The following is a 16,238-nucleotide window of genomic DNA, read 5'->3' as shown; positions in this document are numbered from 1 at the left end:
TGTTGATGCTCTGCGTGGTTTTCCCTATCAGCGGCGCGGCACTTTCGCAAACCGCGCCAAGCCTGGCCAAGTCTCCCATACCTCCAAACTGTACCCCACTGCGCGATGATTTCACGAGTTTTCCAAACTACGAGGTCTGGGACAAACCCAGATTGCAAGGGCAAACGGCGTACCATACCGAGGACAAAGTGGTCCGCGAAGGCACGCGCGCATTGGCCATAACTGTTAGTGGTGGCGATGAGCTGGACGTTGAAGGCAACCTCAAGCACGAGCTTTGGGAAAACCGCCATAAATGGTGCCGTTTTGGCGAGGAAGTTTATTATGCTTTTTCCTTCCGCATACACTCAAATACGCGCCCGGCAGGCAGCACCCGTTGGGTAATCGGGCAGTGGAAGGAGCAATCCGGCGGCAGTCCGTTTCTTGCGCAGCGCTTTGATAATGGTGTCTTTCATATCACGGTTCAGCACAATGACACGCGTTTGCTGGTTGCGAAAGCCAGCGGCGATTACCAGCGAGACTTCAAACAGTTCGTCAATGAGCTTAAACAGCTTTTATTGCTTGATCAGCATGGCTTTCGCCGCCGTGATGACAATAAACGCAACTCAGACGAAGCGCTCACACCAGGTCTCACTTTGAATGAGCTAAAAGAGGCAATCGCCAAGCAAGACACCAACAAGTTTCCGTTTTTGACCGAACCGCAGAGTTTTGCTGCCACCGAAGCGGTTAAAATTGAGCTATCCGATACACCAGACCTACCAAACCCGGCGAAAGGCTGGGTCGATATGGTCTACCGTATTCGCGGGGGCACGGATGGCAGTGGCCTCATCGAGATTTGGGCCAACGGTGTCTTTATCGCTCGGGTTAGCGGAGCAATCGGCAATGTGGCGAAAGATGGTGTGCGCCAGTACTTCAAATTTGGCCATTACCGCGATTTTGATCGCAAAGATCTGGATGCAACCCTCTACCTAGATCGTTTTCGCCGCACGACCGACCCCACAGAGCTGTTTGTGAAACCCACCGCGCCCTGACAGCATTTGCTTTCCATATTTCTCTGGAGTGCATAAGGTGCAGTTTCTGTCTACCTGCGAATCTTTCTGGTCTTTATGAGCATTCTTTCCCAAACCTATATTTATGAAATAGCAGCGCTATTGGCTGCCACGTGCTGGGCCTTCGGCGGGCTTGTCTCTTCAGCTCCTTCGGCTGCGCTCGGCGCCATAGGTTTTAACTGTGTGCGTATGTGGTGCGTCTCCGCCATGTTTTTCCTTTATGTGATGCTCACCGGTACGTGGTCGACATTGGACGTGGCACAAGCCCCGGCATTGTTCATCTCCGGCTTTATTGGTATTTTCCTTGGAGATACCGCGCTGTTTCTCACGCTGAACCGAATGGGGCCGCGCCGCACCGCAATCCTGTTTTCCCTAAATGCTCCAGCTTCCGTATTGCTTGGCTGGCTCTTTCTGGGCGAAGAACTGGCGCTGATCCAAGTGCTTGGAGTTTCCTTGACGTTTGCCGGGGTGCTGCTGGCAATTGCATTTGGCAAGCGTAAAACACAGCTGCACCACTGGGAAAACGTTAAGGGCGCGCTTTGGCTTGGCGTTCTGCTCGGTCTTGTTGCGGCGCTGAGCCAGTCGGTTGGCTCCATCTTTATTCGCCCAGTAATGCAGGCAGGGGCAGACCCCGTTGCCGTCGCGCTGGTGCGCTGCTCCATTGCGGCGCTAAGCCTGACCGCACTTTTGCAATTGCCACATAAGCAATTCAGCTTTGCCTCGCCCCTTTCTGGCAAAACGATCGCCCAATCTGCATTCTCAGCATTTCTGGGCATGGGCGTTGGCATGACCCTGTTGTTGTTTGCCTTGCGCGGTGGGGAAGTGGGGATCGTCTCGACGCTTTCGGCAACCACACCGGCTATTCTGCTGCCGCTGCTATGGTGGCGAACCAAAGAAATTCCTGCGCTGGGAGCTTGGGCCGGCGCTTGTCTTGTGGTTATTGGCTGCGCCCTCATTTTCGCCAGTTAGGCAGCTAAGCGGAAAATTTCTGTCACAGGACAGAAATTTACTTTTTTCCCCTGCCTGTCAGACGCGGCTTTGCGCGCTGAACGGCAGGGTTAACGCCCCGTAGAGCAGTAAAAACGCTAGAGAAAAAGCAGCTGTGTGGAAAATACAAAAAACTAGTTGCATCCCCCCCGTGAAATCCTTAGAAGACCTCTCACAGGCGCTGCAATACAGCGCCTCTTCTCTTGAAAGAGAAGAGCCCGTAGCTCAGCTGGTAGAGCAACTGACTTTTAATCAGTAGGTCCACGGTTCGAACCCGTGCGGGCTCACCACTTTCCTCATGGTGTAAAAATGAGGTTCAAAGGCCCCATTATGGGGCTTTTTTGCTTTTAGCGCGTTAAGCTCGTGTTGTCGCCTGCCTTCAATTCAACAACCCTTGCGATCTTTACCAAGTGAATTGCTGCGCCTGCACCTTGTCTTTTGTGGGTGCATTCGCGTTCGGCATTGTAAGCTCAATAAAAAGCCGGGAAGAGGCTTCCCGGCTCATGACAGTGGCTCAATGAGAGAAGAACGCGCTAACCAACGTCAGCGCGCGCTTAGAAGTGTAAGGAGCCTCTGCCCCTAGAAATGCACCGAGCGGCTATCCAGCGGCTTTTGCAATGGCGGGGCAAACTTGGTCAGGTCAATGCCCTTCACCGCAGCCTTGTACTCTTCAAGAGTTGGTGTGCGCCCAAGGATGGCCGAGAGCACCACAACAGGTGTGGATGCGAGCAGTGACTCGCCTTTTTTCTGCGCGGAATCCTCCACGACGCGGCCTTTAAACAGACGCGTTGAAGTGGCAAGCACTGTGTCACCCTTCGCGGCTTTCTCTTGGTTGCCCATGCATAGGTTACATCCCGGACGCTCCAGATAGAGAATGTTCTCGTATTCGGTGCGCGCGGTGTTTTTCGGGGCAGCATCGTCGAATTCGAAGCCGGAGTACTTCTGCAAGATGCTCCAGTCGCCTTCTTCCTTCAGCTCGTCAATGATGTTGTAGGTTGGCGCTGCAACGACGAGCGGGGCCTTGAACTCCACCTTGTCGGTTTGCTCTTCCAGATTTTTCAGCATTTGGGCCACAATTTTCATGTCGCCTTTGTGCACCATGCAAGAGCCAACAAAGCCCAGATCAACCTTCTTGTCGCCGCCATAGTAGGAAACCGGACGGATGGTATCGTGGGTGTACCGCTTGGACACGTCGTCATTGTTGACATCCGGATCGGCGATCATCGGTTCATCAATCTGATCCAGATCCACCACAACCTCGGCGAAGTACTTGGCATTATCATCCGGGGTGAGGGCGGATTTCTCGCCAGATTTGATTTCAGCAATGCGCCTGTCGGCTTTGGCGATCAGGCCAGCCAGCACCTTGGCGTCATTGTCCATGCCTTTGTCGATCATGATCTGGATGCGGCTTTTGGCCAGCAGCAGGGAACCGATAAGCGCATCATCATTGGAAATACAGATGGAGGCCTTGGCCTTCATTTCTGCCGTCCAGTCGGTGAAGGTAAAGGCTTGGTCGGCCAGCAGGGTGCCGATATGCACTTCGATGATTCGGCCTTGGAAGACGTTATCACCGTGCTGCTGCAGCATTTGCGCCTGGGTTGCGTGCACCACATCGCGGAAATCCATATGGTCTTTCATGGTGCCTTTAAAGGTCACCTTGACGGACTCTGGAATTGGCATGGTGGCTTCGCCAGTGGCCAGTGCCAGCGCAACGGTGCCGGAATCAGCACCAAAGGCCACACCTTTTGACATGCGGGTGTGACTGTCACCGCCGATGATGATGTCCCAATCATCCACAGTGATGTCGTTAAGCACCTTGTGGATCACGTCGGTCATGGCGTGATAGACGCCTTTTGGATCACGCGCGGTGATCAGACCGAACTTGTTCATAAACTTCATCAGTTTCGGAATGTTGGCCTGCGCCTTCAAATCCCAAACAGATGCGGTGTGACAGCCAGACTGGTAAGCGCCATCAACAGTTGGAGAGATGACAGTAGCCGCCATGGACTCCAGCTCTTGCGAGGTCATTAGGCCAGTGGTGTCCTGCGAACCGACAATGTTGACCTTAACGCGCACATCAGAGCCGGCGTGCAGCGTTGCACCCGGCGTGGTGCCAACTGCGTTGCGGTTGAAGATCTTCTCGACAGCGGTCAAGCCCTGACCATCAATGGAGATCTCTTTGGAAGGCGCAAAAGCGGATTTCAGCTCAATGCCCAGAGTTTCAGAGGCAAATGTCTGCAGCTTCTTGCCAAACACCACAGCATAGGAGCCGCCAGCTTTCATGAACTCAACTTTTTGAGGAGTGAAAGCAGAGGCGACATCAACAAGCTCTGTGTCACCGTCATACAGCTTTTTAGTCTTGGTGTTGATGGTCAAAATCTTGCCGGTTTCAACGGAGTAGGCTTGTTCCAGCTCAGGATCGCCATTCTCGTCCAGCACCGGATTGCCCTCTGCATCCAGCTTCTTGACCCAGTTTTTCAGATCAAGGCCGATACCGCCGGTCACACCAACAGTTGTCAGGAAGATTGGCGAAATGCCGTTGGTGCCTGCAACAACCGGTGCAATATTGACAAAAGGAACGTAGGGGCTGGCCTGTTTGCCGGCCCAAAGGGCAACGTTGTTCACGCCGGACATGCGCGAAGAGCCAACACCCATGGTGCCTTTTTCTGCAATCAGCATCACGCGGGCATCTGGGTTTGCTTTTTGCAGCTCCTGAATTTCTGCTTGTGCTTCAGGCGAAATCATGCACTTGCCGTGTAGCTCGCGGTCAGAGCGGGAATGCGCCTGATTGCCCGGAGAAAGCAGGTCGGTAGAGATATCACCTTCACCAGCGATGAAGGTAACAACCTTAATCTCTTCTTCTACGTCTGGAAGCTTGGTGAAGAACTCGGCTTTTGCGTAACTTTCCAAAATGTCTTTGGCAACTGCGTTGCCTGCTTTAAACGCCGCAGCAAGACGATCCGTGTCAGCATCGTACAAGAACACTTGCGTCTTCAATACGTCAGCAGCCTTGGCAGCAATCGCGGCATCATCTCCAAGCGCCAGATCAAGTAGAACCTCAACAGATGGACCACCCTTCATGTGTGAAAGCAATTCTAAAGCAAAATCAGCGGTGATTTCGCTTAGGTTAGCTTGACCCAAAATGATCTCTTTAAGGAACTGCGCCTTCACGCCTGCAGCGCTGGTGGTGCCGGGCAGGGTGTTGTAGATAAAAAAGTTTAGCGAGCTTTCGCGGTGCTCATTGCCCGTATCTTTAATCTGCGCAATCAGTTCACCAACCAACGCCCCATCTTCAATTGGTTTCGGGTGCAGGCCATCTGCCTTGCGGGTTTCGATTTCTTCTAGGTAGTCTGTATATAAGCTCATGATTTACCTGGCGATTTTGTGTTGTATGCAGCTGTTTGACCTGCAACGCAATACATTCAAACATTGCAGGTCTTGTTTGTTGTATGCGGTTGTATACCAAACGGCATCGACTCGCAAGATTTTTTAAAACAAGGGATTGCGGCTTGTGCTGAAATCAGGTGCAGTGTCCAGTATAACTCATTGGAATAAGGCTGGAAAACAAAAAGCCGCTTGGCAACGCCGCGCGCTAAAAAACGCCCGTAAAATCTGGCAGCAAAAAGTAGGTGACAGTGAAACGGCAAAACCCCGGGCCAAAGCCCCGGGGCTTTTCATTATTAGCGCCCCTGACGAGCGCCCCTGAAGAGCGCGCCCTTGCAGTGGCGCTGCTCTTGGGGCGAGGAGTGGGCTTAGCTGCAGCCGCTGGTGGAGCCGCAGGTGTCGCATTTTAGGCAGGTGCCATTGCGCACCATGGTGAAGTTGCCGCACTCCGAGCAGCTCTCACCCTCATAGCCCTTCATCCTTGCCTGTGCGACCTGGGTCGACACAGATTGTTTGGCTACAACTTCGGCGCTGCCCATTTGTACCACTGTGTCTTGTGGGGCAGCGGCTGAATGACTACCTGCCTGAGCACGAACCTCGCCAGCCACCAGCGAGACCTCATTATCTGCAACCACTCGGAAGCGCTCGGTTTGGCCGCGCACCAAGCCGTGCGACACCATTGCCGGCCCCTCGTTGGAACCATCCTCAGCTGGAGCGCGCGCGGGGGAAGTTGACGTGGTGTTACCAAGTGCCTCTGGAGGAACATGCGCAAGATCATGGCGTCCAAGATAGGAAACAGCTAGCTCGCGGAAGATGTAATCAAGAATGGACGTGGCGTTCTTGATGGCATCATTGCCCATAACCATGCCAGCTGGCTCAAAGCGGGTGAATGTGAAGGCATCCACATACTCTTCCAGTGGCACGCCATATTGCAGGCCAAGGGAAATGGCGATGGCAAAGTTGTTCATCAACGAACGGAAAGCCGCGCCTTCCTTGTGCATATCAATGAAAATTTCGCCGATGCGGCCATCCTGATATTCGCCGGTGGTCAGATACACCTTGTGGCCACCAACAGATGCTTTTTGCGTGTAGCCTTTGCGCCGGTTAGGCAGTTTTTCGCGAGTGCGAATTGCGCGCTCCACCACCCGTTCCACAATGCGCTCCGCTACAGCTTCCGCACGCGCGGCCTGTGGCTGCGCGGCCAGCGTCTCGGCAGCGCTATCCAGCTCGCCATCGTCTTCATCTTCAAGCAGCTGTGCATTCAATGGCTGCGAGAGTTTGGAGCCATCACGGTAAAGCGCATTAGCTTTCAGGCCGAGTTTCCAAGACAGCATATAAGCGTCTTTACAATCTTCGGTGCTGGCATCATTCGGCATATTGATAGTTTTGGATATCGCACCGGAGATAAACGGCTGAGCTGCCGCCATCATGCGGATGTGGCTGTCAACAGACAGATACCGCTTGCCAAGGCGGCCACACGGGTTGGCGCAGTCAAACACCGGATAGTGTTCTTCTTTTAAGTGTGGTGCGCCTTCCAGTGTCATCGCACCGCAAACATGGGTGTTGGCAGCCTCGATCTCACCTTTGCTAAAGCCCAGATGGGCCAGCAGGTTAAACTCCATATCTTCCAGCTGTTCGGCAGAAACACCGAGCTTCTCGGTAAGCAGCGCATCGCCAAGGGTCCAGCGGTTGAACACAAACTTGATATCAAAAGCAGAGCCCAAGCTGGCTTTCAGTTTAGCGAAGGCCTCATCATCCAAGCCTTTCGCCCGCAAAGAGCCGGGATTGATCGCCGGAGCCTGATCTAGCGAGCCGTGACCCACCGCATAAGCCTCGATCTCCGCAATCTCACTAGCGCTATAGCCAAGCTTTTCCAAGGCTTCAGGTACGGCGCGGTTGATGATTTTGAAGTAACCGCCGCCCGCCAGCTTTTTGAATTTCACCAGCGCAAAATCAGGCTCGATGCCGGTGGTGTCGCAGTCCATCACCAGCCCGATGGTGCCAGTTGGCGCAATCACGCTTACCTGCGCATTGCGATAGCCATGTTGTTCACCAAGGCTGAGCGCGGCATCCCATGCAGTACGCGCCCGTTCAACGAGAATGGGCTCTGGGCAATTGTCAGCATCCAAGGCAACCGGCAGGGTAGAGAGGGCTTCATAGCCCTCGCGTTCACTGCGAGCAGCGCGGCGGTGATTGCGGATCACCCGCAGCATATGCGCTGCGTTTTCCTCATATAGCGGGAAGGGGCCAAGCTCGCCGGCCATCTCAGCCGATGTGGCATAGCAAACACCGGTCATAATTGCGGTAATGGCACCACAAAGGGCGCGACCCTCGTCGCTATCATAGGAGATACCAGAGGTCATCAGTAAGCCTCCAATATTGGCATAGCCAAGGCCCAAGGTGCGGTAATCGTAGGAGCGCTGTGCGATCTGCTTGGAAGGGAACTGCGCCATCAGCACCGAGATTTCCAGCACCACCGTCCATAGGCGAGTGGCGTGCTCGAAGCGCTCGAAATCGAAGCTCTTGTCGTCATTGCGGAACTGCAACAGATTAAGGGAAGCAAGATTACACGCCGTATCATCAAGGAACATGTATTCCGAACAAGGGTTGGAGGCGCGGATTTCGCCCCCTTCCGGGCAGGTGTGCCAATCGTTGATGGTGGTGTGATACTGCAAGCCCGGATCGGCAGAGGCCCACGCGGCATACCCGATCTGCTCCCACAAATCGCGGGCCTTGACGGTTTTTGCCGTTTTCCCAGTGGTGCGGGCAATCAAATCCCAGTCACTGTCATTGCTGACTGCTTCCAAGAAGCCATCGGTGACACGAACGGAGTTGTTAGAGTTTTGGCCGGCGACAGTAATGTAAGCCTCAGAATCCCAATCAGTATTATAGACGGGGAACTCGATGCTCTTGTATCCTTGACGGGCAAACTGCACAACGCGCTGGATGTAATTGTCGGGAATAAGAGCCTTTTTCGCCGTGCGCATTTCGCGCTTGAGCGCCGGGTTTTTCGTGGGATCGAAGCAATCATCACCAGAGCCTTCGCAATTGACACAGGCCTTCATCACCGCCTGCAAATGCTTCTGGCAAATCTTCGAGCCGGTCACCAGCGCCGCAACCTTTTGCTCCTCGGTCACTTTCCAAGTGACAAATTCTTCAACGTCCGGATGGTCGATATCAACCACCACCATTTTAGCAGCGCGGCGGGTGGTGCCGCCGGATTTAATCGCACCGGCTGCCCGGTCACCAATTTTCAAGAAGCTCATCAGGCCGGAGGATTTGCCGCCGCCCGCCAAACGCTCGCCCGAGGCGCGCAAAGAAGAAAAGTTGGTGCCCGTACCCGAACCGTACTTGAACAGACGGGCTTCGCGCACCCACAAGTCCATAATGCCGTTGTCGTTTACCAGATCATCATCGACCGACTGAATAAAGCAGGCATGTGGCTGCGGGTGGGTGTAGGCGGTGGCAGAGCGCACCAGTTCACCGCTTTCAAAATCGACATAATAATGCCCCTGACCGGGGCCGTCGATGCCATAGGCCCAGTTGAGACCGGTGTTGAACCATTGTGGTGAGTTAGGCGCAACTTTTTGTGTCGCCAACATGTAGCGAAGTTCGTCAAAGAAAGCTCTGGCGTCTTCCTCGCCGTCAAAATAGCCACCTTTCCAGCCCCAGTAGGTCCAAGTGCCAGCCAGACGATCAAAAACTTGGCGCGAGTCATCCTCGGAGCCGAAGCGTTCGCTTTCATCCATGTCAGCTAAGGCTGCATCATCTGGAACCGAGCGCCAGAGCCAGCTGGGAACGCTGTTTTCTTCTACCGGCTTTAGTTTGGCAGGGACGCCCGCCTTGCGGAAGTACTTTTGTGCCAGAATATCAGAGGCAACTTGGGAAAACTGCTTTGGGGCCGCAAAATCCTCAAGACGAAACACAACAGAGCCATCCGGATTGCGAATCTCGCTGGTCCGGCGGTTAAACTCGATGTCTGCGTAGGGGGATTGCCCCTCGCTGGTGTAACGCCGTTCGAATTTCATCGTCAATGCCCCCTTCGCATCTGGGTGGGGCCGGGCCCCATAGAAGAATAACCTGCGCAAACAGCATAGGGGAACCGGCGCCGCCGCAGCGCCAGAACCTGAATGTTTACACGAGGATCGCGTCGTCTATTGCATGGCTTCAACTTCATCACAATAGCACCAAACCATCAAGATTTGGTATATCTGCACTCTTGCAACACCATATATAGGACCATAAGGCCGAAAAAAAAGCGCTGCCGCAACAATGCATGGTGCAAAGTACGGACATACGCATTACAAATATGGGTTTGTTACGTGACGAGAGTGGAAGCAGTCTGCTTGCCAAGCGCAATGCGCCGCGAACGAGCTCAAACTAGTGTGAATCGCAGGTGCCCGTCAAGCGCATGAACTGCTACAAATTGGTTCTGTGAATACCGAAACCCCACCAAATGTAGTGGGTCTGAAGCGCTCGGCACCCCACAAATTGAAGGGGTGAGCGCTGCTGCTGCCACGATATTGCCGGAATTGCGCCAATGGCACGGTTTTTGCGCCACATCTTGCCTGAGCGGGATTAATTGATTTCCTGCCTCTGGGTTCCTGTGAAAAGCAGGGATGATATGCTTTTTTTTGATAAACCTGTGTGTATCTCGTCGACGCTTAGTAAGTCTCCCCTAGGGCTTTTCCCGTGAAAGTGGTAGAACATATGAACTCAGCTTACGAAAACAAGAAAAACAGATCCCCCGTGTCTGGTGCGAGCGTGGCCAAACTTTGGTTCCATGATCGCAACAAGTGCTGAGTCGCAAAGCCTTTGTCGAGCGGGCAGGAGAGCGTAGTACCGTGAATCACGTTGCCCTTGGGAAACAGGTCAGTGAACTGGATGTGGTTGTCGTTGAAGACTCGCGCGCCGTCCAGTCCATCATGCGCACATTGCTAAATTCGCTCGGTGTGAAACGGGTGCGGGTGTTCGATGGCCCAGAACCTGCAATCACTGCTATGATGAGCGAAGCGCCGGATTTAATTCTGTCCGATTGGGAGATGTCTCCTTTGAGCGGGCTTGACATGATCCATGCAATTCGAACCACTAAGATGGCTCCGCTTTGCTATGTGCCCGTGGTATTTGTGACCGCTCATGGCACACGCGAGAATGTCACTAAGGCAATGCGGGCAGGGGCGCACCATCTGCTGGTAAAACCGATTTCTGCTGTAGCGCTAAAAAAATGTTTGGATTGGGTCTGCTTGGATCGCCGTGAAATGGTGATGAATGCAACCGGCTCGCTAGTGCTGGAGGGCATCGAGCGACGCTTGCAGCAAAATGAATCCAAATACAATGCGATAAAAAAGGCCGAGCTGATGAGTAGCGAGTCGCGTCGCCGTCTTGACGAGATAGCTGATCGCGCCAGTTCCCCCAAAGAGCGCGCAAACTCTCCCGCTTATCCCGATTCAAAAGCCTCGCAGATCCAGCATCCAACTAAAGTAACTAAAACGACAGAATTTGAGGCTCAGCCCGCAAAAGCGGAAGTTCTGGTTGGTAAATCTCAACGGCCCTACGGCTACACCCGCGGCTATAACAAGGACACTAAGGATGCGCCTCGCACTCCACTTGAAGCGGCGTTTGAACTACGGCGCAGCTTGAAAACGAAAAAGCGCTAGGCGGTTAAAGGGTAGTGTGCGGCAGCAATCCGCACAATTTCATAGAAAAGGGCTGGACACTGCGGCGCGATGTCGCCATATTCCCGCCCAATTACCGATTAAGCGATAGGGCGAAGGAGCGGTCCCGATGAAAAACTTTGTTCTGCAACTTTTTACATGGTGGAACAGCCAGACTCTCGGTACGCGTTTTTTCACATGGCGCAAGGGCGAGAAGGTCGGCGAAGACCAGTTTGGCAATGTCTACTATCAGGAAAAAGGTGGCAAGCGCCGCTGGGTGATCTACAAAGATTTAACCGAGGCCTCGCTTATTCCTGCTGGCTGGCACGGCTGGATGCACCATCGCACTGATGAAGTGCCCGCTGCCGGAAACCCCGCACACTACGAGTGGGAAAAGCCATTCCAGCCCAATTATACCGGCACTGATATGGCCTACCGCCCGAAAGGCTCGCTCTTGGCAGATGGCCAGCGCCCGCAAGTCACCGGAGATTATGAGGCATGGTCTCCGACCGACTAGGTTAAAAAACTCAGCAAAACAAAAAGCCCGGCAACTACGCCGGGCTTTTTTAATGCATTTATCACACCGTCGACTACTCGCTTGGCGGCAGCATCCCAAGACGCTTGTCCAGATAACCGGCGCAATTGTCGATCAGGCCATCCACGTTGTTTTCAAAGAAGTGGTTGGCACCTGGCATCACTTCATGATCGATAACGATGCCCTTTTGGGTTTTCAGCTTGTCCACCAGTGCCTGCACATCCTTTTGCGGGACAACTTTGTCTTGATCCCCGTGAATAATCAGGCCCGAAGACGGGCAGGGGGCGAGGAAGGAAAAGTCATGCAGGTTTGCAGGTGGCGCAATGGAGATGAAGCCCTCCACTTCAGGCCGGCGCATCAACAGCTGCATGCCGATCCATGCGCCAAAGGAAAATCCGGCGATCCAGCAAGAGCGTGCATCGGGATGAATGGATTGTACCCAGTCAAGTGCAGCTGCTGCATCCGACAGCTCGCCTTGCCCATGGTCAAACTGCCCTTGCGAGCGGCCCACACCGCGGAAGTTGAAGCGAAGCACCGCAAATCCACGCTGCGCAAACATATAATACATCTGGTAGATGATCTGGTTGTTCATCGTGCCGCCAAATTGCGGGTGCAGGTGCAGCAGCAGCGCAATCGGTGCATTACGCTTTTTGGCAGGATGGAAGCGGCCTTCCAGTCGGCCCGCCGGGCCGTTAAAGATCACCTCAGGCATAAGCGATCGCAATCCTTTTCTATCTGTGATATTTCCTGGCTATGCCTAGGGGAAATACCTAGTATGCGTAGAATCAAACTTGACTGCGCATAGCAAGTTTTATAAAACCCAGTTTAGAATTATTCGAAACAGCTTGCTCCAAATCGGGCAAAGACGGCGGTTTTTATGCCGATGCCACGCTATTTGGACAGGCGATTCTCGAATTTCAAGTGCTCCTTATCGTCACTACAGTGGAAAATAGCAAGGTTTGCATTTCAACTGGTGAAGGATTAGGGCAAAAAATAACCGCAAGTTTCAGTGTTACACCATGACCATCGGCGCAAAAACAACATATCTAGATTATAATGCCAGCGCCCCACTGCGTCCGCAGGCACGTACGGTCTTGCTTGAAGCACTCGAGTGCGAGGGCAATGCGTCCTCTATTCACGCCTTTGGTCGCAAAGCCAGCGGCGTTATAGAGGCCGCACGCAAAGATATTGCGGCGCTCGTTGATGCGCTGCCTGCAAATGTTGCCTTTACCAGCGGCGGCACCGAGGCGAATGTCACCGCGCTGTCGCCAATCTGGCTTAGAAACGGTCAGCCGTTTACCCTTTCCAAACTGTTTGTTAGCGCCGTTGAGCACCCTTCTGTGCTGGCTGGTGGTCGTTTTTCCGCCGAGCAGGTGGAGCAGTTGCCGGTCGATGCAAATGGCCTGCTAAACCTTGAGATACTGCGCGAAAAACTTGGCGCTTTGCCTGAAGGCGAGACCGCACTTGTCGCTGTTATGGCCGCAAACAGCGAAACCGGCGTTTTGCAGCCGCTGCAGGAAATTGGCGTCATCGTGGAAGATGCCGGCCATCTGCTGCATGTGGATGCGGTGCAGGCCGCCGGACGTATTGCCTTGTCACAGCCTATGATTGCGTCGCACAGCATGGCGGTCTCCTCCCATAAAATTGGCGGCCCGCAAGGGGTGGGCGCCCTTATTATGGGTAAGGGCGATCTGCGCCCCGCACCGCTGCTCACCGGCGGCGGGCAGGAGAGCTGGCGCCGCGCCGGCACGCATAACACCGCAGGCATTGCCGCATTTGCCGCTGCCGCGCGGGCGGCTCTGGCAGAAATCCCAAGTTTGGAAACTCAGGCGCTACGTGATCAACTGGAGCAGGAATTGCGCCTTGAACAGCCCGATTTGGTGGTCTTTGGCGCAGATGCGCCGCGCTTGCCCGGCACAACATGTCTGACCGTACCCGGCGTGGTCGCCGAAACAGCCTTGATTGCCTTTGATCTTGCAGGTATTGCGGTGTCGTCAGGGTCCGCCTGTTCATCAGGCAAGGTTGGTGCGTCCCATGTGTTGCTTGCCATGGGCTGCGAAGAAGATCTGGCGCGCGGTGCCCTACGTATATCAATGGGATGGAACACCAGCGCAGACGAGATGCAAAAGTTCAAGCGCGAGTTTCTGCGTATCGCCGCAAGGCTTCAAAAAAAGGATAGGGCCCGGGCAGCCAGCTAGCGCAAGCCGCCCAGTTTCAACCGAATTTCCCACAATGGCGAAGAGCTTTGCGGGAGTAGCGGGGCGCCAAGCCCCATCGCGGCGAGCCAATCGCCAATGGAGAAAACAAAATGGCTGCAGTGCAGGAGACGATCGATCAGGTGAAATCGATCGACGTGGATCAATATAAATACGGTTTTGTTACCGATATTGAATCCGAACTGGCGCCCAAAGGGCTGAACGAAGACATTATCCGCTTCATCTCCGCCAAGAAAGATGAGCCGGAGTGGATGTTGAATTGGCGTCTGGATGCATTCCAGCGCTGGAAAACCATGGAAGAGCCAGAGTGGGCCCGTGTCGATTATCCAAAAATCGACTTTGAAGACCTGCACTACTACGCAGCCCCGAAAACCCAAGAGGGGCCAAAGAGCCTTGATGAGGTCGATCCGGAACTGCTGGAAACCTACAAGAAACTTGGTATTCCGCTGTCCGAGCAGGAAGTTCTTGCCGGTATCGCGCCCGAAAACCGTGTCGCCGTTGATGCGGTGTTCGACAGTGTTTCCGTTGCCACAACCTTTAAAGAGGAACTGGCCAAGGCTGGCGTGATCTTCTGCCCGATTTCCGAGGCAATCCGCGAGCACCCAGAGCTGGTGCAAAAGTACCTCGGCTCCGTTGTGCCGGTTTCTGACAACTTTTATGCCACGCTGAATTCGGCGGTATTTTCTGACGGATCGTTTGTTTACATCCCTGAAGGGGTGCGCTGCCCGATGGAGCTGTCTACCTACTTCCGCATTAACGAGCGCAACACCGGCCAGTTCGAGCGGACGCTGATTATTGCCGAAAAAGGCTCTTACGTGTCTTATCTGGAAGGCTGTACCGCGCCGCAGCGTGATGAAAACCAGCTACACGCCGCTGTGGTGGAACTGGTGGCCCACGAGGACGCGGAGATCAAATACTCCACCGTGCAAAACTGGTTCCCCGGTGACAGCGAAGGCAAAGGCGGTATCTACAACTTCGTCACCAAGCGCGGCGATTGCCGCGGTGCCAATTCCAAAATCGCATGGACGCAGGTTGAAACCGGCTCGGCGATCACATGGAAATACCCAAGCTGCATCTTGCGCGGAGACAATTCCGTGGGCGAGTTCTACTCCATCGCCATTTCCAATGGCCACCAGCAGGTGGACAGCGGTACCAAGATGATCCACCTTGGCAAGAACACCTCCTCACGTATCATCTCCAAAGGCATTTCCGCTGGTGTGTCGCAAAACACCTACCGCGGTCAGGTCTCGGCGCATCGCAAGGCGAAAAATGCCCGTAACTTCACCCAGTGTGACAGTTTGTTGATCGGCGACAAATGCGGCGCTCACACCGTGCCTTATATCGAGAGCAAGAACGCCACGGCCGTTTTCGAGCACGAGGCGACAACCTCGAAGATTTCGGATGATCAAATGTTCTATTGCCAAGCACGCGGGTTGGACGAAGAAGCGGCCGTCGCCCTTATCGTCAATGGCTTTGTGCGTGATGTCATTCAGCAATTGCCAATGGAATTCGCGGTAGAAGCGCAAAAACTGATCAATATCTCGCTGGAAGGCTCTGTGGGCTAATTCTCCACCCTTTGAGCTAGGAAACAGCACCAAGCGGCCAGCTAACAGAGCTGGCGCAAGACACGAATTTAAGGACGACATCTCATGCTTGAGATCAAAAATCTGCACGCCGAAGTGGAAGGCAACAAAATCCTGCGCGGTATCGATCTAACCGTGAAGCCGGGTGAAATTCACGCCATCATGGGCCCCAATGGTTCTGGTAAATCTACGCTCTCCTACATTCTTGCGGGCAAGGAAGACTACGAGATCACTGAAGGCTCGATCACCTATAACGGCGAAGATATGCTGGAGCTGGGCGCGGACGAGCGCGCGGCGGCGGGGATGTTCCTTGCGTTCCAATACCCGATCGAGATTCCAGGTGTTGCCACCATGACCTTCTTGAAAACCGCTTTGAATGCGCAGCGTGCGGCTCGCGGTGAGGAAGAGCTCTCCACCCCGGACTTTATGAAGCTGGTGCGCGAGAAAGCCGCTGATCTGAAGGTCACCCCTGAAATGCTACGCCGTCCGCTCAATGTGGGCTTCTCCGGTGGTGAGAAGAAGCGTGCCGAAATCCTGCAGATGGCTCTGCTGGAGCCAACCCTTTGTATTCTTGATGAGACCGACAGTGGCCTTGATATCGATGCGCTTCGCATAGTCTCCGAAGGCGTTAACAAGCTGCGCTCTCCTGAGCGGGGCATGATTGTTATTACCCACTACCAGCGCTTGCTGGATCACATTGTTCCTGATGTGGTGCATGTGCTTTCCAAAGGTAAAATTGTCAAGACCGGCGGCAAAGAGCTGGCACTTGAACTGGAAGCAAACGGCTATGCCGATTATGTAGGTGAAGAAGCGTAGGGCACGCTGGTAAGGGG

Annotated in this window: 10 protein-coding genes and 1 tRNA gene; 8 read left to right on the top strand and 3 right to left on the bottom strand. The window is 54.1% G+C overall.

The window, feature by feature from the left end; all coding sequences use genetic code 11:
- Positions 1 to 5: 5 nt before the first annotated feature.
- The 3 genes from AYK82_RS05330 to AYK82_RS05320 all read left to right on the top strand — a co-directional run bounded on the left by AYK82_RS05330 (position 6) and on the right by AYK82_RS05320 (position 2,323).
- Positions 6 to 1,028, top strand: coding sequence for a heparin lyase I family protein (locus AYK82_RS05330; RefSeq protein ID WP_172795190.1), 1,023 nt, complete (start codon positions 6 to 8; stop codon positions 1,026 to 1,028).
- 75 nt (positions 1,029 to 1,103) lie between these two features.
- Complete coding sequence (locus AYK82_RS05325) at positions 1,104 to 2,015, top strand: DMT family transporter (protein WP_068312250.1); 912 nt, start codon at positions 1,104 to 1,106, stop codon at positions 2,013 to 2,015.
- A 232-nt stretch (positions 2,016 to 2,247) separates the two neighbouring features.
- Positions 2,248 to 2,323 (top strand) — tRNA-Lys (locus AYK82_RS05320).
- Between the two features lie 289 nt (positions 2,324 to 2,612).
- On the opposite strand, the gene AYK82_RS05315 is transcribed toward AYK82_RS05320, so the two are convergent.
- Together AYK82_RS05315 and AYK82_RS05305 are read right to left on the bottom strand one after the other, a co-directional pair.
- A complete protein-coding gene (locus AYK82_RS05315) occupies positions 2,613 to 5,399 on the bottom strand; it encodes a bifunctional aconitate hydratase 2/2-methylisocitrate dehydratase (RefSeq protein ID WP_068312247.1) in 2,787 nt (928 codons plus the stop codon).
- Positions 5,400 to 5,785: 386 nt separating this feature from the next.
- A complete protein-coding gene (locus AYK82_RS05305; protein ID WP_068312241.1) occupies positions 5,786 to 9,445 on the bottom strand; it encodes a vitamin B12-dependent ribonucleotide reductase in 3,660 nt (1,219 codons plus the stop codon).
- 768 nt (positions 9,446 to 10,213) lie between these two features.
- On the opposite strand from AYK82_RS05305, the gene AYK82_RS05300 reads away from it, so the two are divergent.
- Both AYK82_RS05300 and AYK82_RS05295 read left to right on the top strand, forming a co-directional pair.
- On the top strand, positions 10,214 to 11,074 hold the full coding sequence (locus tag AYK82_RS05300) for a response regulator (RefSeq protein WP_208976404.1): 861 nt from the start codon (positions 10,214 to 10,216) through the stop codon (positions 11,072 to 11,074).
- Positions 11,075 to 11,201: 127 nt separating this feature from the next.
- Positions 11,202 to 11,588 carry an NADH:ubiquinone oxidoreductase subunit NDUFA12 gene (locus AYK82_RS05295; protein WP_068312235.1) on the top strand — a complete coding sequence of 129 codons (387 nt, stop codon included), beginning with the start codon at positions 11,202 to 11,204 and terminating at the stop codon, positions 11,586 to 11,588.
- Between the two features lie 73 nt (positions 11,589 to 11,661).
- Here AYK82_RS05295 and AYK82_RS05290 read toward each other — a convergent pair whose 3' ends face one another.
- Complete coding sequence (locus AYK82_RS05290; RefSeq protein WP_068312232.1) at positions 11,662 to 12,318, bottom strand: alpha/beta hydrolase; 657 nt, start codon at positions 12,316 to 12,318, stop codon at positions 11,662 to 11,664.
- Positions 12,319 to 12,625: 307 nt separating this feature from the next.
- Between AYK82_RS05290 and AYK82_RS05285 the strand changes: the two genes are divergently transcribed.
- The 3 genes from AYK82_RS05285 (at position 12,626) to sufC (ending at position 16,221) form a co-directional block, all read left to right on the top strand.
- Positions 12,626 to 13,804, top strand: a complete 1,179-nt coding sequence (locus AYK82_RS05285) for a cysteine desulfurase family protein (RefSeq protein WP_172795189.1) — start codon at positions 12,626 to 12,628, stop codon at positions 13,802 to 13,804.
- A 110-nt stretch (positions 13,805 to 13,914) separates the two neighbouring features.
- A complete protein-coding gene (gene sufB, locus AYK82_RS05280; protein WP_068312229.1) occupies positions 13,915 to 15,387 on the top strand; it encodes a Fe-S cluster assembly protein SufB in 1,473 nt (490 codons plus the stop codon).
- A gap of 84 nt (positions 15,388 to 15,471) precedes the next feature.
- Entirely contained in the window at positions 15,472 to 16,221 is a 750-nt protein-coding gene (gene sufC, locus AYK82_RS05275; protein ID WP_068312226.1) for a Fe-S cluster assembly ATPase SufC, read from the top strand.
- Positions 16,222 to 16,238 lie beyond the last annotated feature (17 nt).

The sequence above is a fragment of the Polycladidibacter hongkongensis genome, from assembly GCF_001561995.1.
GTDB lineage: Bacteria > Pseudomonadota > Alphaproteobacteria > Rhizobiales > Stappiaceae > Pseudovibrio > Pseudovibrio hongkongensis.
The sequence above is the reverse complement of the archived record's forward strand: the minus strand, read 5'-3'. Positions and strand labels throughout refer to the sequence as shown.

Bases quoted from the DNA above. Each gene is read 5' to 3' on its own strand.
- AYK82_RS05285 (WP_172795189.1), top strand. From the start codon at position 12,626: ATGACCATCGGCGCAAAAACAACATATCTAGATTATAATGCCAGCGCC.
- AYK82_RS05325 (WP_068312250.1), top strand. From the start codon at position 1,104: ATGAGCATTCTTTCCCAAACCTATATTTATGAAATAGCAGCGCTATTG.
- sufB (WP_068312229.1), top strand. From the start codon at position 13,915: ATGGCTGCAGTGCAGGAGACGATCGATCAGGTGAAATCGATCGACGTG.
- AYK82_RS05305 (WP_068312241.1), bottom strand. From the start codon at position 9,445: ATGAAATTCGAACGGCGTTACACCAGCGAGGGGCAATCCCCCTACGCA.
- AYK82_RS05330 (WP_172795190.1), top strand. From the start codon at position 6: ATGCTCTGCGTGGTTTTCCCTATCAGCGGCGCGGCACTTTCGCAAACC.
- AYK82_RS05290 (WP_068312232.1), bottom strand. From the start codon at position 12,318: ATGCCTGAGGTGATCTTTAACGGCCCGGCGGGCCGACTGGAAGGCCGC.
- AYK82_RS05295 (WP_068312235.1), top strand. From the start codon at position 11,202: ATGAAAAACTTTGTTCTGCAACTTTTTACATGGTGGAACAGCCAGACT.
- AYK82_RS05315 (WP_068312247.1), bottom strand. From the start codon at position 5,399: ATGAGCTTATATACAGACTACCTAGAAGAAATCGAAACCCGCAAGGCA.
- sufC (WP_068312226.1), top strand. From the start codon at position 15,472: ATGCTTGAGATCAAAAATCTGCACGCCGAAGTGGAAGGCAACAAAATC.